Genomic DNA, 14,880 nt, shown 5'->3' on the forward strand with positions numbered 1-14,880 from the left:
TAAACCGGCAAATAGCACCTGATTGATAGTAAATACTAATGAGCGCCTAAAAAGCTGGTTAGCTGATTAACTTTATCCAACTTAATGCCAGGTATGGCCACAGCGCCTAGCATTTTTATGCGATACTGCCGTGCCCACTATAGCTCTATCTTTGTTGGGCTGTAGTAGGCACGTTTCAAGTCCTTTCCCTCTTTATGAGAAAACTTTACTTTGCCCTGACGGCTGGTGGACTGACCCTGGCGAGCCCGGCCCTGGCTCAGGATTTAATCAACAACGGGGCCACGCTCACGGTGCAGCCGGGGGCTGTGCTCTACGTAGGTACGGGTGGGCTCAGCAACCAGGCTGGCGGTTCACTCACCAATGCGGGCACTTTGCGCGTAGACGGGCCGCTAATTAATGCCGCGACCCTCGACCTGAGCACGGGCACGCTCGAAGCGCGCGGCGACCTGGCCAATACGGGTAGCCTGCTACCCGGTGCCAGCGCGGTTACTTTCAGCGGGGTGGCCAATCAGTTGCTGACCCCCGGCGGGGCGAGTCTCTACCAGGTAGTGGTCAACAAGCCCACGGCCGGGGCTAATACCCTGCTGCTGGGCGGCGATTTGACGGTGCTTAATTTGCTGACCCTGACCAATGGCCTCGTCAACACCAAGAACGGAGCTGTGGTCAATACCCTGCGGCTGCCCAATGCCGCCAACGTGAGTGGCGAAACCACCGGGCGCTACGTGCTCGGGGCGCTGCAAGTCACGCGCAACGCTGTAAGCGGGGCAACCGTCGACTTCGGCCACGGGGCCGTGCTCAACCCCACCACCAACAACCTGGGCACGGTGGCCATCACCCGCACGGCGGGTCTTACCACGGCCGATGTGAGCTACGGCCAGAACCTGAACAACAGTTCGTATAAAGGGATTGACCGCATTTACTCGGTGGTACCCACCAGCCAGCCCAGCGCACCGGTGCAGCTGACGCTGAGCTGGCTGGCCGACAACGACAACGGCCTGACCGATTTTAGTCAGGCCCGGATGTGGCAGCAACCCAGCGCTGGCCAGGCCTGGGTTGCCGTAGGGCCCACCGCCGGGGCCAGCAGCCGCAGCCTCACCAGCAGCCCGACGCTACTCAACCGCTTCACGGTGAGCAACGCGGCTAATCCGCTGCCCGTCACGCTCACCGATTTCACGGCCCGGGCGCAGGGGCCGGCCACCGTGCGCTTGGCCTGGCACACGGCTACCGAGCTCAACAATGAGGGTTTCACGGTGGAGCGCAGCCTGGATGGACGTGGCTTCGGGGCGGTGAGCACGGTGGCCGGGGCCGGTACCAGCACCACGCCGCACGACTACAGTCTGCTCGACACCCAGCTGCCGGCCGGGGCCACGCTGCTGTACTACCGCCTGCGCCAGACCGACCTGAATGGTACGCTGAGCTACTCAGTAGTGCGCACGGTGGCCCTGACGGCCCAGGCCGAAGGCTTCGTGGTCTATCCGACCCATGTGCTACCGGGGCAAGTTGCTACTTACCTCTACACGGGCCCGACCGGCCCGGCCACGCTGCACGTGTTTGACGTGCTGGGTCGCTCCGTGCTGAGCCTGCCGGCCGATGGCCGGCCCCAGGGCGAAGTACCGCTGGCCGGGCTGGCTGCCGGGGCCTATGTACTCCGCTACACCTCAGCCACGGCCAGCTTCACCTCCCGTTGCGTGGTAGAATAGACGCGCTTTTCTCTTGGTTAGTACTACCAGCTTTTTTCTGTTTAATGAAAAGCCTGTTTGCTCCGCTTTGGCAAGCGCTGGGGTAGGGGCCTCGGTTCCGGCTGGTAGTTACTGGGCACGGGGGAAGAGCGGCCTCTGCTGATACTTCCTGCCCCGCCTGACCCAAGCCCCTGCATGTAGTCATTGCCTTCCCCGCCAACAGGCCTGATTGTGTATCAGACCGACGAGACGGTGGGTTACTGCTACAATGCCGGTACGCCAGCGGCCCCAAACTGGCAGCAAATTGCCTCTGCCAGTGGCGTGGCCCTCACAGCCAGCAAAGGTCCTTACCAAGACCAACCCGAACGTGGCCCTGGGTGGCCCGCTAACCGGAGCCACCGACGTGCCGCTCTCGGTTTACCAGGGCCCGGCGAAGCTGCCCCGGCCGGGGCCTGTCGCGCAAGCAGCTTCCGGTAACCTCAGGGGTTGGAAAGGCCTTCGGCCGTCTGACGGGGAGATTGTGGCATATTTTTAAATTTATTATTTCATATATTTAAAAAGTATATATTTTGCTTTTGCGGACGCTGTGGCCAGCCTGCTCGATATTCATTGCCCGCATACCTGGTAGTCAATTGCATTGTCAGCGGCTGCCCAGCGCCGGGCCGGTACGAAGAGCCGTGCTTTCTTTGTAGTCAGGCTTCGAAAAGAAGCGGTTACCTATGATTCGTTTAGGAGTCTTGCTGGCTTGGGGATGGCTGTCGGCGGCCGGGGTGCTGGCTCAGCCCCAGGTGCCGCGCGCCTTGGTTGCCCAGCCCGCCGTAGCGTCGTGGCTGGCCGCGCTGGCCGCGCACCCCCAGGCCGATAGCCTGCACCTGGTACTACTTACTAAACTAGCCGGGGCCGTGCAGGCCCGCAACGTGCGCGCGGCCCGGCCAGCACTGCTGGCCGCCGTGGCTTTGGCCCGCCAGCTGCACCAGGGCGACCTTTTGGCCGAAACCTTGCTCGACCTGGCCGACTATCACACGCTGCTGGCGCAGTACGACTCGGCGGCCTCCTGCCTGCGCCAGGCCAACCGCGACTTTACCCGTCTGCACGACCTCGGCGGCCAGATGCGCTGCCTGGGGCGCCTCGGGCGCATTGCCGACCAGCAGGGCCGGTACGTGGCCAGCCTTGCCTACACGTTTCAGGGGCTGGGCCTCCCCCGTACCGGCGACAACCGCCGCTTTTATAACAGCCTCCAGATTCAGCTGGCGCATACGTATGCCGAGGTGGGTAATTATGCCGAGGCTATCCGCTACCTGCGCACTGCCCTGCACGAAGCCTATCATTGGGACTACCCCGACCGCGAAAACCTGGCGCATGACGCACTGGGTGAAGTATACCGGCAGCAGCACCAGTGGGCAGCGGCCCAAAAAAACTTTGACCGCAGCCTGTATATCAGTCAGCGTCTCGGGTTTGTCTCGCTCACAATCGGCACCCGCCTGCACCTGGCGCGCCTGCACGAAGACCAGGGCCAGACCGCTGCCGCTCGGGCCTTGGCCCAGCAGGTGCTCACCCAGGCCCAGGCCGCCAATGAGCCGTTGCTGGTGCCGCCGGCTCAAGCCATGCTGGCGCGGCTGGCCCTGGCCCAGGGCCAGCTGCCTGAAGCCCTGGCCCTGGCCAGGCGCAGCCTGGAGGCCAGCCAGCGGGTACACGCCGTGTCGGGCGTGCGCGAGGCCAGCGCTGTGCTGGTGCAGGTATATACCCGGCAGCGCGCTTATGGCTCGGCCCTGTCCGCTCTGCAGCAGTACGATAGCACTAATGATAGCTTGATAGGCGATGTAACCCGCCGCCGGGTTGCTCTCCTGCAATTCGACCACCAGCGCCGCAGTCAGCAGGCCCAGATTCGGCTGCTTACCCAGCAAAACCGCCTGCAGGGCCAGCAGCAGGAGCTGGACCACCTGCGCACCCAGCGCACGGTAGGGGCTCTGAGCGCCCTCAGCCTGCTGGCTGTGCTGCTGGCTGGCGGTGGCCTCTGGCAGGTGCGCCGCCGCCAGGCTACCCGTGAGGCCCGGCTGCGCTCTCAGCTCGCCGCCGACCTTCACGACGATGTGGGTACCCTGCTCTCGCAAATTTCTATGCAGAGTCAGGTGCTGCAAGCCGGCCTGCTGACCGACCCCGCCGGCCAGCACCGGCAGTTGGGTCAGATAAGCGAGGCCAGCCGCACGGCCGTGCGTCAGCTCAACGACGTGGTCTGGAGCCTTGATGCGCATAACGATACTTTGCCCCAACTACTCGACCGCCTGCGCGACTATGCCTACGAGGTGCTGGGCCCGGTAGGCGTACCGGTTGAGTTTACGCTGCCCGCTCAGGTGCCCGCCCGCTATCTGCCCCTGGCGCTGCGCCGTAACCTGTACCTCATCTACAAGGAAGCCTTGCACAACGTGCTTAAGCACGCTCCCTCCACTCCGCGGCTGGTAGTAGGGGTGGCTCTGCTGACTTCCGCTAACCTGGTTCTCACGCTCGAAAATGACGCGCCCGTCGGTTCCATACCCCTTGTGCCGCGTCGCAGCGGCCATGGCCTGCGCAACATCGCGGCCCGCGCAGCGGCCGTGGGGGGTACTGCTACCAGCGGCCCCCGGCCCGACGGAGGCTTTGTAGTGCGGGTAGTAGTGCCCGTGTAGCATCTTTATGCGATACTGCCGCGGGGGAGGGGAGCTTACCTTTGTATGCGTGATAACTCCTTTGGCCCTTATCGAAGACCAGCCCGCTATCCGGCAGGCACTCAGCACCTATTTCGGCGCTCAGCCCGAGTTTGCACTGGTCAGCGTATCAGCCTCAGTCGAGGAGCTACTGGCCGGCCTTGACGCCGGGGGGCGGCCGCCCCGCCTGGTGCTTTCCGATGTGGGCCTGCCCGGTGGGCTGTCCGGCATTGAGGGGATTGCGAGCATTCGGGCGCGGGTGCCGCAGGTCGAGGTAGTACTGCTAACCGTTTACCAGGAGCCAGAGCGCATATTTCAGGCGCTGTGTGCCGGAGCGGTAGGCTACCTCGTCAAAACCACGGGCCTGGCTGACCTCAAAACGGCCCTGCTCGATGTGCTGGCCGGCGGTTCGCCCATGTCGCCAGCCGTGGCCCGGCACGTAGTGCGCTATTTTCGCCCCGTTGAGCGGCGGCCCTCCCCGGTTTCGCTCACTGCTCGCGAGCAACAGGTAGTCGAGGCCATTGAGCAGGGATTAAGCTACAAGCTGATTGCCGACCGCCTGGGCGTGTCGCTCAATACTGTCCGCTCCCACATCCGGGCGGTATACGAAAAGCTGGAGATTAACTCCCGGGCCGAGCTTATGAGTCGAAGCAGGCACTGGGAATAAGGACTATAGGGTATGCCAGGAGCGGCAGCCTGCCCCCGTAGCTGGCTTTAGCGGCGGCAACAGGCCCAAACTCCACTTACTTATTCTCCTCTCGCCGTAACTTGCGCCGGCCTTGCGCCCTCCGCAGGCTATTGTGTATGCTTAATATCACCCTCCCCGATGGTTCGGTCCGCCAGGTCGAGCCTGGCACGACTGGCTACGATGTGGCCGCCAGTATCAGTGAAGGCCTGGCCCGCAACGCCCTGGCCGTAAAAGTAAACGGCGAAATCCGCGACTTGTCCCGGCCTCTCACCCAAGACGCGGCCCTCGAAATCCTGACCTGGAACGACGCCGGCGGCAAGCAGGCCTACTGGCACTCCTCTGCTCATCTGATGGCCGAAGCGCTCGAAGTCCTTTACCCCGGCGTAAAGCTGGCTATCGGCCCGGCAATCGAAAACGGCTTCTACTACGACGTAGACCTGGGAGAAGGCCGCACTATTTCGAGCGACGACTTTCCTGCCATCGAGAAAAAGATGCTGGAGCTGGCAAAGAACAAAAGTCGGTTTGAGCGGCGCGAAGTGCCTAAGGCTGAGGCTATTGCTTATTTTACCCAAAAGCAGGACCCTTACAAGCTGGAGTTGATTGATGGCCTGGAAGACGGCCAGATTACCTTCTACTCGCAGGGCAGCTTTACCGACCTCTGCCGGGGGCCGCACATTCCGGATACCGGCCCAATCAAGGCTGCCAAAATCATGAACGTGGCCGGGGCCTACTGGCGCGGCGACGAGAAAAACAAGCAGCTTACGCGCCTTTACGGTATCACTTTCCCCAAGGCCAAAGACCTCACCGAATATCTCGAAAAGCTCGAAGAAGCCAAGCGCCGTGACCACCGCAAGCTGGGCAAAGAGCTGGAGCTGTTTGCCTTCTCGGAGAAAGTAGGCGCGGGCCTGCCACTCTGGCTGCCCAAGGGTACAGCCCTGCGTGAGCGCTTGGAGCAATTTCTGCGTAAGGCACAGGTAAAAGCTGGTTATCAGCCGGTAGTGACGCCGCATATAGGTTCCAAGGAGTTGTACGTTACCAGCGGCCACTACGAGAAATATGGGGCCGACTCGTTTCAACCCATCAAGACGCCCAACCCCGGCGAGGAGTTCTTCCTCAAGCCCATGAACTGCCCGCATCACTGCGAAATCTACCGCACCAAGCCGCGCTCGTACCGCGACCTGCCAGTGCGTCTGGCCGAGTTTGGCACGGTGTACCGTTATGAGCAGTCGGGCGAGCTGCACGGCCTTACCCGCGTACGTGGCTTCACGCAGGACGATGCGCACATCTTCTGCCGTCCCGACCAGGTAATTGACGAGTTTAAGAAAGTGATTGACCTGGTGCTTTATGTGTTTAAAGCTTTAGGTTTTAGTGAGTTCACCGCGCAGATTTCGTTGCGCGACCCGGCAAACAAGACCAAGTATATCGGCTCTGATGAAAACTGGGCTATTTCCGAGCAGGCCATCATTCAGGCCGCCGCTGAGAAAGGCCTGACTACCGTCACCGAGCTGGGCGAGGCGGCCTTCTATGGCCCCAAGCTCGACTTTATGGTGCGCGACGCGCTGGGCCGCCGCTGGCAGCTGGGTACGGTGCAGGTCGACTACAACCTGCCCGAGCGCTTCGACCTCGAATACGTGGCCCCGACAATACCAAGCAGCGCCCCGTGATGATTCACCGGGCGCCGTTTGGCTCGCTGGAGCGCTTTGTAGCCGTACTGATTGAGCATACGGCCGGTAATTTTCCGCTCTGGCTCTCGCCCGAGCAGTTTACGGTATTGCCCATCTCCGATAAGTTTGCCGACTATGCTTACGAAGTCAAAGCCCGTCTCGAAGCCGCCGACCTGCGCGGTACCGTAGATGCGCGCGACGAGCGCATTGGCCGTAAAATCCGGGATGCCGAAATGGCTAAAACGCCTTATTTGCTGATTGTGGGCGAAAAAGAAGCTCAGGACAATATCATCAGTGTGCGCCGCCACGGCGAAGGTGATATCGGCTCCATGCCCATCGATGGCTTCATCAAAAGCGTGAATACCCAGGTGGCCGAAGCGATGGGCTGATTTTTAACGGGTAGTAGTCAGGTAGTAAGGCGTAGCGCCAGGCCGGCGCCGGCCAGCTATTACACATTACTGATTGACTATTACCCGTTAATTTTTACTTTCATTTTGATTTGCCAGTAAAAAGTCGGATATTTGCCCCCCGAACGATTGGGCTAGCGCCTGCTCGTTGCGCCTTTAAAATATTCCCCGCCACATTTTAGCAGGAGGACTTTCGCCATAGCTACCCCGAATCGTCGGTACGTGCCCCGCCAGCAGGTGGAGGAACCGTTCAAAATCAACCAGAAAATCACCGCCCGCGAGGTTCGCCTGGTGGGGGATAACGTCGAGCAGGGTGTTTACCCCACCGACCAGGCCCGTAAGATGGCCCAGGACCAGAATCTGGACCTGGTGGAGATTTCGCCTACTGCCGTGCCGCCCGTATGCCGCGTCATCGACTACTCCAAATTCAAGTACGAGCAGAAGAAGAAGACCCGCGAGCTGAAGGCCAAGCAAACCAAGGTAGTTCTGAAGGAAATCCGCTTTGGACCGAATACCGACGACCACGACTTCGATTTCAAGCTCAAGCATGCGCAGGAGTTTCTGAAAGAGGGCGCCAAGATTAAAGCCTACGTGCACTTCGTGGGCCGAAGCATCGTCTTCAAAGAGCGCGGTGAAATATTGCTTCTCAAGTTTGCGCAGGCCCTTGAAGAGCTGGCCAAAGTAGAGCAGCTGCCCAAGCTCGAAGGCAAGCGCATGTTTCTTTACCTGGCTCCGAAGGCCGCCGTCGTTGTGAAGGCTGCTCCCAAGCCCGTTGCTGCGCCCGATAAGGACAAAGCTGCCAAAGCGCCAAAGGACGCTAAACCCGCCCAGGAGCCTGCCGCAGCTACCGAATAGCTTAACCCCGTTTGTTGATGGCTGCCGTTGCCGGGCGATTAACCCGTTCAGCGTCAGTACCTAACAATCAATAATCAACCACCACTCATGCCCAAAGTAAAAACCAAGTCGGGTGCCAAAAAGCGTTTCAAGCTGACCGGTACCGGCAAAGTGAAGCGTAAGCACGCTTTCAAGTCGCACATTCTTACCAAGAAGAGCACCAAGCGTAAGCGCGCCCTCACCCACAGCGGCCTAGTTAGCTCAGCCGATATGAACCGGGTGAATCAGATGCTTAATATCTAATACAATCACCAGGCTTCCGGCTGAAACAGCAAGTTTCTGAAGCACTAAAGCGCCGGCTGCCAAAAACAACTTAGGTTATGCCAAGGAGTGTAAACCACGTGGCCTCGCGCCACCGTCGTAAGAAAGTAATGCGGCTTGCCAAAGGCTATTATGGCCGCCGCAAGAACGTCTGGACCGTTGCCAAAAACGCCGTAGAAAAGGGCCTGCTCTATGCCTACCGCGACCGCAAGGTGAAGAAGCGGGAGTTCCGCGCCCTCTGGATTCAGCGTATCAACGCTGGGGCCCGTGAGCATGGCCTTTCGTATTCGCAACTGATGGGTGGCCTGAAGAAGGCTGGCATCGAGCTAAACCGTAAAGTGCTCGCCGACCTCGCCCTGAACCATCCCGCGGCTTTCGCGGGCATCGTTGAGAAAGTGAAGTAATGCGGGCGGGGCTTCTTCCGCAGCCTTTGTCTTTCGACTGAATCTGAAAAGCGCTTGCCCCCGGTAGAGGAGGCAAGCGCTTTGTCATTTCCGGCAGCACTACCAGCACTGGGAAGGGGCCGCTTCTCAAGGACTTATCCAGGAAAATACTGGCTATGTTACCTGGAGCCTGCTGCAGGCTCCGGGGCATAAGTAAAATGCCGCTCCAACGAGGTTGGAACGGCACCTAGCTAAAGTAGCGGGGACGAGAGTTGAACTCGTGACCTCAGGGTTATGAATCCTGTGCTCTAACCAACTGAGCTACCCCGCCAGTTGGTGATTTGGGAGTGCAAAGGTAAGAAAAAAAAATAACCCCACAAGCTCCGAGTTAAAAAATACTTGTTTTCCTGCCCGCAGAGCCACTTTACGTGGTTAGTGACGGGCGTCATTCATTATATAAATATGGCTATGCCCGCCACCAGCGCCAAGCGTCGCTTCGAGATGGAATACTCGATAAACGCCTCTCCCAAAATCCTTTTCCCTTACATTGCTTCGGCCTCGGGCCTGTCGCAATGGTTTTGCGACGATGTGCGCCTCGACCCCGACCACCGCCTGAATATGGTTTGGGACAAGCAAAGCCACTTTGCTGAGATTGCGGCGCAGCGGCCCGGGCGGAGCATCCGGTACGTATTTCTCGACGAGAAAAAATGCTCACTGCCCGATGCCAACTACCTCGATTTTACCCTGGAGTCGTCGCTTATCACCGATGAGGTATTTTTGCGCGTGACTGACTACTCCGACCACCTCGACGCTGAGGAGCAGCAGGAACTCTGGGAGGGCCTTGTGGGTAAGCTACGCGAGCAGGTAGGCGGCTAAGCCGGTTTCTTGCCCCGCAAGGGCACCAGAAGCTCCGGAAGCTGCGTTAGACCCGCATAGCTCCGCACCTGCGCCGAAAATTGCCGTTGTGAAAAAACTAGATAAGCTTATTCTGAAGGCCTTTGCCGGGCCATTTTTGCTCACGTTTGCGGTAGTAGAATTTATTCTGCTCACGCATACGCTGCTGAAATACCTCGACGATATCGTAGGCAAGGACCTGGGAACGGGGGTATTGCTCCAGCTGCTGTTTTTCTTCAGTGTGCTTATCGTACCCATCTCGCTGCCGCTGGCCGTGCTGCTGTCGTCGCTGATGACTTACGGCAGCCTCGGCGAGCACCACGAGCTGACGGCCATAAAGGCCTCGGGCGTAGCGCTTACCCGTATTCTGCGGCCGGTGTGGCTGGTGAGCATGGTGCTGGCGGTACTGGCCTTCTGGTTTAACGAGCGTATTGTGCCCAAGGCCAACCTGAAGGCCTACAGCTTGCTGTGGGATGTGCGTCAGAAAAAGCTGGCCCTCGATATCCGGCCCGGCGTGTTTTATAACGGAATTCCGGGCTATACTATTAAGGTAGATAAGAAAGTAGGGCCGGAGAAAGATATATTAATGGGTATAATGATATATGACCATACCCAAAAATCTGGCAATGCTACGGTGATGCTGGCCGACTCGGGCCGCATGTTTACGCGTTTCGGCGGGCAGTACCTGGGCTTTGAGCTGTTTCGCGGCCATAGCTACATAGAGCAGCCCGATGCCCGCGACCGCTCGGCGGCCTCCTTTATCCGCGAAGGCTTTAAGCGGAACATGATAACGTTTTCGCTGGCCTCTTTCAACCTCGACCGCACCAAGCAGGAGCTCTTCCAGACCAACCGCATGATGCTCAACATTCCGCAGCTCATTCACGGCTCGGACTCCATTCAGCGTACGCTGAAGCGGGAGCGTAAATTGTTGCCTGCCCGGCTGGGCGGCTACTATACCTTTCTGCGCTTCGACTCTACCGGGCGGGCTCAAAACCGCAAGCTGGCCAGGCTTCAGGTGCCGGCTACCCGGCTGGGGCCGCTTACGGCGCAGCAGGTGGAGCAAGCCCTGAACCGGGCCCGCAACGTAAACTCCTTTATTACCTCTACCTCGCAGCGACTCTACGAGGTAGCTCGCGACTCGGCGGAGTTCCGCATTGAGATTTACCGCAAGTACACCCAATCGACGGCCGTGCTGCTCATGTTTCTGATTGGGGCACCACTCGGGGCTATTATTAAAAAGGGCGGCCTGGGCGTACCGATTCTGGTTTCGATTCTTTTTTTCATCGTCTTCTACGTTTTCGATACGATGGGGTCGAAGTACGGCCGCGACTTCGTGCTGCCGGTTGGGGTGGGTATGTGGTTGTCCAACAGTATCTTATTTCCCTTTGGTCTGTTCTTTCTTTATCAGGCCTATAACGATTCCGGGCTGCTGGAGATGGATTTCTGGCGTCGGCTGGCGCAGCGGCTGCCGCGCTTTCCGCGCCTGCGGCAGCTGGCCGCACCCGCGCGCAAGTAGGGCTTGGAATTCGGAAAGAAAGGGCGTACCTTTGCACCCGCCCCGAGGTGCGGGGTACGCATTTTCTCTTATCATTTAATCTAAGACGGGTTCTCCCTATCTGCCGATGAAACTCTCGACCGAGGCCAAACAGGCCATTTTCGAAAAAAACAGCCTTCAGAAAGTAACTACCGATACTGGTTCGGCCGAGTCGCAAATTGCGTTGTTCACGCACCGCATCACCCACCTGACGGAGCACCTGAAAGTTAACAAGAAAGACCACAGCACCCGTCTGGGCCTGCTGAAGCTGGTAGGTAAGCGCCGCCGCATGCTGGATTACCTCCAGCACCGCGAAATCAACCGCTACCGTGCGATTATCAAAGAGTTGGGCATCCGCAAGTAAGCCCGGCTACTAAGAGTAGGGAGCCTTCATGCGAGGGTTCCCTACTCTTTTTTTTGCCCATTGTCTGTTTTAGACATGAGACGTTAGACAGCCGCTACAAGAAGACGTTGTTTTCTTCGGCGATGTTGAAGCGGGGTGCCCGTAATGCTTCTCATGTCTCGCGTCTTCAGTCCAAAGTCTAATTTACAGAAATGCCCGCTCCCCACGCGATTACTAAAACCCTGGCGCTGCCCGACGGCCGCCAGATTTCAATTGAAACCGGCAAGCTGGCCAAATTCGCCGATGGTGCCGTAGTGGTTCGCCTGGGCGATACCATGCTGCTGGCCACCGTAGTGTCGGCCCCGAGCCAGCGCGATGGCGTAGACTTCCTGCCGCTCTCGGTTGACTATCAGGAAAAATTCGGCTCGGCCGGTAAGATTCCCGGCTCGTTTCAGCGCCGCGAAGGTCGCCTGAGCGACTACGAAATCCTCATTTGCCGCCTTGTGGACCGCATTCTGCGGCCAATGTTTCCCAAGGACTATCACTACGAGGTGCAGGTAATGATTACCCTCATCTCGGCTGATAAAGAAGTGCAGCCCGATGCCCTGGCCGCTCTGGCTGCTTCGGCTGCACTGTCGATTTCGGATATTCCGTTCGCCGGCCCGATTTCGGAGGTGCGCGTGGCCCGTATCGACGGTCAGTTCCAGATTAACCCCAAAACCAGCGACTTGGCTCGCGCCGATATGGACCTCATCGTAGGCGCCACCGGCGACTCGGTAGCCATGGTGGAAGGCGAAATGAACGAGGTAAGCGAGGAAGAGATGGTGGCCGCTATTGCCTTTGCTCACGAAGCCATTAAGGCGCAGGTGCAGCTGCAAAAAGACCTGGCTGCGGCCGTGGGCCGCACGGCCGACTCGCCCACCCGCGAGTACCCGAAATACGAGGAGAACGAGGAGCTGAAAAAGCTTATTCAGCAAGGCATCTACCAGGGAGCTTACGACGTAGCCCGCTCGGGCAACACGAGCAAAGGCGGCCGCAAGGAAGGCTTCTCGCAAGTGAAAAAAGCTTTTCTGGAGCAGCTCGTAGCCGAGCAGCCCGAGCTGGATATGAAGCAGTTCAGCCGCTACTACTCCTCGGCTGAGAAGAAGGCAATCCGCGACATGATGGTGAAGGAGCGCGTACGCCTCGACGGCCGTCAGCTCACTGAAATCCGGCCAATCTGGTCAGAAATCAATTACCTGCCGGGCGCGCACGGCTCGGCCATCTTCACGCGCGGTGAAACCCAGAGCCTGACCACAGCCACGCTGGGCACCAAGCTCGATGAGCAGATTGTGGACCAGCCCCTGACCAAGGGCTACTCGAAGTTTATGCTGCACTACAACTTTCCCGGTTTCTCGACCGGCGAAGTAAAGCCTAACCGGGGGGCCGGCCGCCGCGAAATCGGCCACGGCAACTTGGCTGCCCGCTCGCTGAAGCGCGTATTGCCGCCCGATGAGGAGAACCCCTATACTATCCGCATTGTGTCGGACATTCTGGAGTCGAATGGCTCCAGCTCGATGGCTACCGTATGCGCCGGCTCGCTGGCCCTGATGGATGCCGGCGTGAAGGTGCGGGCTGCCGTAGCCGGCATCGCCATGGGCCTGGTGCAGGACAAGGAAACCGGCGAGTACGCCGTGCTTTCGGATATCCTGGGCGATGAGGACCACCTTGGCGACATGGACTTTAAGGTAACCGGCACAGAGAAAGGCATCTGCGCCTGCCAGATGGATATCAAAATCCAGGGCCTGAGCAACGAGATTCTGACCGCCGCGCTGCACCAGGCGCGGGAAGGCCGCCTGCATATATTGGGCGAGATGGCCAAGACCATCGCTGCGCCGGCTGCTGAACTGAAGGCCCACACGCCGCGCTCGCACAAGATGTTGATTGACAAAGAGTTTATCGGCGCGGTAATCGGGCCGGGCGGTAAGGTTATTCAGCAGATTCAGAAGGATACGAACGCCACGGTAATCATTGAGGAGAAGGACGAGAAGGGCCACGTTAGCATCTACGCCTCCAACCAGACGGATATGCAGGGCGCCATCGACCGTATCCGGGCGATTGCCGCGCAGCCCGAAGTGGGTGAAACGTACAAAGGCAAGGTGCGCAGCATCCAGCCCTACGGCGCATTCGTGGAGATTATGCCGGGTAAGGATGGCCTGCTGCACATTTCGGAAGTGACCCACGAGCGCATTGCCTCGCTCGAAGGCGTGCTCGAAGTGGGGCAGGAGATAGACGTCAAGCTGGTGGACATCGACAAGAAAACCGGCAAGTATCGCCTCTCGCGCAAAGTGCTGCTCGAAAAGCAGGCGTAATTTTTGAGTAAGCAGAAGTGGGGAGGTAGAAAGGATAAACGAAGGAGTTAGCTATTAGCGCTTTGCCTTCCTCAGTCTGCTTCCTCACTTCATAAGCTCGCCCTCAAACGGCCTAAAAGAACTTTCGCTCGTATAGCATTGTTGTTTTCGGCTGAGTTGGTGAGCGGCTGGTCAGCCCATTATCTTCCGATTAACTCCCTTAGAATTACTTAGTTAGCGCCGTTACCGATGAGACAGCTAAAAATCAGCAAGCAGATTACCAACCGCGAAAGCCAGTCGCTGGACAAATACCTCCAGGAGATTGGTAAAGTGGACCTGCTGACACCCGATGAGGAGGTGACGCTGGCGCAGCGCATCCGCGACGGAGACCAGAAAGCACTTGAGAAGTTGACCAAGGCTAACCTGCGCTTTGTGGTGTCGGTAGCAAAACAATATCAGAACCAGGGCCTTAGCCTCGGTGACCTCATCAATGAGGGCAACCTCGGCCTTATTAAAGCAGCCAAGCGCTTTGACGAGACCCGGGGCTTTAAATTCATTTCGTACGCCGTTTGGTGGATTCGCCAGAGCATTCTGCAGGCCCTGGCCGAGCAGAGCCGCATTGTGCGCCTGCCGCTGAACCGGGTAGGCTCGCTGAACAAAATCAGCAAGTCGTTCTCCGAATTGGAGCAAAAGTTTGAGCGTGAGCCTTCGCCTGAGGAAATCGCTGAAGTTCTGGAGCTTACGACCTCCGAAGTGGTGGACACCCTGAAAATTTCGGGTCGCCACGTATCGGTAGATGCGCCGTTTGTGCAGGGCGAAGAAAACCGCTTGCTCGACGTGCTCGAAAACGAGGACGAAGAGACGCCCGACTCGGGCCTGATGAACGACTCGCTGCGCAAGGAAGTGCAGCGGGCGCTCTCGACGCTCACCAAGCGCGAAGCCGACGTAATTACCCTCTATTTCGGGTTGAACGGCGAAGCGGCCCTGACCCTGGAAGAAATCGGCGAAAAGTTTAACCTGACCCGTGAGCGGGTGCGTCAGATAAAGGAAAAAGCCATTCGCCGCCTGCGCCACACCTCGCGCTCGAAGGCGCTGAAGCCTTACCTGGGCTAATTTCTACGT

The 14,880-nt window shown here is 58.8% G+C and carries 10 protein-coding genes, 1 tRNA gene and 2 pseudogenes; 12 read left to right on the top strand and 1 reads right to left on the bottom strand.

Translation table 11 applies throughout. The annotated features are described in order from the left end of the window. Positions 1 to 194: 194 nt before the first annotated feature. From GKZ67_RS07120 to rplT, 7 genes and pseudogenes are all read left to right on the top strand, one after another. A complete protein-coding gene (locus GKZ67_RS07120; protein ID WP_173241721.1) occupies positions 195 to 1,700 on the top strand; it encodes a T9SS type A sorting domain-containing protein in 1,506 nt (501 codons plus the stop codon). A 698-nt stretch (positions 1,701 to 2,398) separates the two neighbouring features. Then, on the top strand, positions 2,399 to 4,342 hold the full coding sequence (locus GKZ67_RS07125; RefSeq protein ID WP_173241722.1) for a tetratricopeptide repeat protein: 1,944 nt from the start codon (positions 2,399 to 2,401) through the stop codon (positions 4,340 to 4,342). A 49-nt stretch (positions 4,343 to 4,391) separates the two neighbouring features. Beyond that, positions 4,392 to 5,027 (top strand): response regulator transcription factor, encoded by a 636-nt coding sequence (locus GKZ67_RS07130; RefSeq protein ID WP_173241723.1) that lies wholly within the window; start codon positions 4,392 to 4,394, stop codon positions 5,025 to 5,027. Positions 5,028 to 5,164: 137 nt separating this feature from the next. After that, a pseudogene (gene thrS / locus GKZ67_RS07135) lies at positions 5,165 to 7,101 on the top strand (threonine--tRNA ligase). 216 nt (positions 7,102 to 7,317) lie between these two features. Beyond that, positions 7,318 to 7,875 (top strand): annotated as a pseudogene (gene infC, locus GKZ67_RS07140) (translation initiation factor IF-3); the annotation flags it as partial. A gap of 186 nt (positions 7,876 to 8,061) precedes the next feature. Further along, on the top strand, positions 8,062 to 8,256 hold the full coding sequence (gene rpmI, locus GKZ67_RS07145) for a 50S ribosomal protein L35 (RefSeq protein WP_144842930.1): 195 nt from the start codon (positions 8,062 to 8,064) through the stop codon (positions 8,254 to 8,256). A gap of 77 nt (positions 8,257 to 8,333) precedes the next feature. Further along, positions 8,334 to 8,678 (top strand): 50S ribosomal protein L20, encoded by a 345-nt coding sequence (gene rplT / locus GKZ67_RS07150; protein WP_068333791.1) that lies wholly within the window; start codon positions 8,334 to 8,336, stop codon positions 8,676 to 8,678. Positions 8,679 to 8,914: 236 nt separating this feature from the next. Here rplT and GKZ67_RS07155 read toward each other — a convergent pair. Next, positions 8,915 to 8,988, bottom strand: a tRNA-Met gene (locus tag GKZ67_RS07155). A 131-nt stretch (positions 8,989 to 9,119) separates the two neighbouring features. Between GKZ67_RS07155 and GKZ67_RS07160 the strand changes: the two genes are divergently transcribed. The 5 genes from GKZ67_RS07160 to GKZ67_RS07180 all read left to right on the top strand — a co-directional run bounded on the left by GKZ67_RS07160 (position 9,120) and on the right by GKZ67_RS07180 (position 14,871). Next, positions 9,120 to 9,533 (top strand): START-like domain-containing protein, encoded by a 414-nt coding sequence (locus GKZ67_RS07160; protein WP_254245116.1) that lies wholly within the window; start codon positions 9,120 to 9,122, stop codon positions 9,531 to 9,533. Positions 9,534 to 9,621: 88 nt separating this feature from the next. Next, positions 9,622 to 11,067, top strand: coding sequence for an LptF/LptG family permease (locus GKZ67_RS07165; RefSeq protein WP_173241724.1), 1,446 nt, complete (start codon positions 9,622 to 9,624; stop codon positions 11,065 to 11,067). Positions 11,068 to 11,173: 106 nt separating this feature from the next. Beyond that, the gene (gene rpsO, locus GKZ67_RS07170) at positions 11,174 to 11,449 is read left to right on the top strand and encodes a 30S ribosomal protein S15 (RefSeq protein WP_151088449.1); all 276 of its coding nucleotides are present in this window, start codon (positions 11,174 to 11,176) and stop codon (positions 11,447 to 11,449) included. A gap of 191 nt (positions 11,450 to 11,640) precedes the next feature. Continuing rightward, positions 11,641 to 13,779, top strand: coding sequence for a polyribonucleotide nucleotidyltransferase (gene pnp / locus GKZ67_RS07175; protein ID WP_173241725.1), 2,139 nt, complete (start codon positions 11,641 to 11,643; stop codon positions 13,777 to 13,779). A 228-nt stretch (positions 13,780 to 14,007) separates the two neighbouring features. Continuing rightward, entirely contained in the window at positions 14,008 to 14,871 is an 864-nt protein-coding gene (locus GKZ67_RS07180) for an RNA polymerase sigma factor RpoD/SigA (protein WP_144842942.1), read from the top strand. Positions 14,872 to 14,880: the final 9 nt, after the last annotated feature.

This window comes from Hymenobacter sp. BRD67 (assembly GCF_013256425.1).
Taxonomy (GTDB): domain Bacteria; phylum Bacteroidota; class Bacteroidia; order Cytophagales; family Hymenobacteraceae; genus Hymenobacter.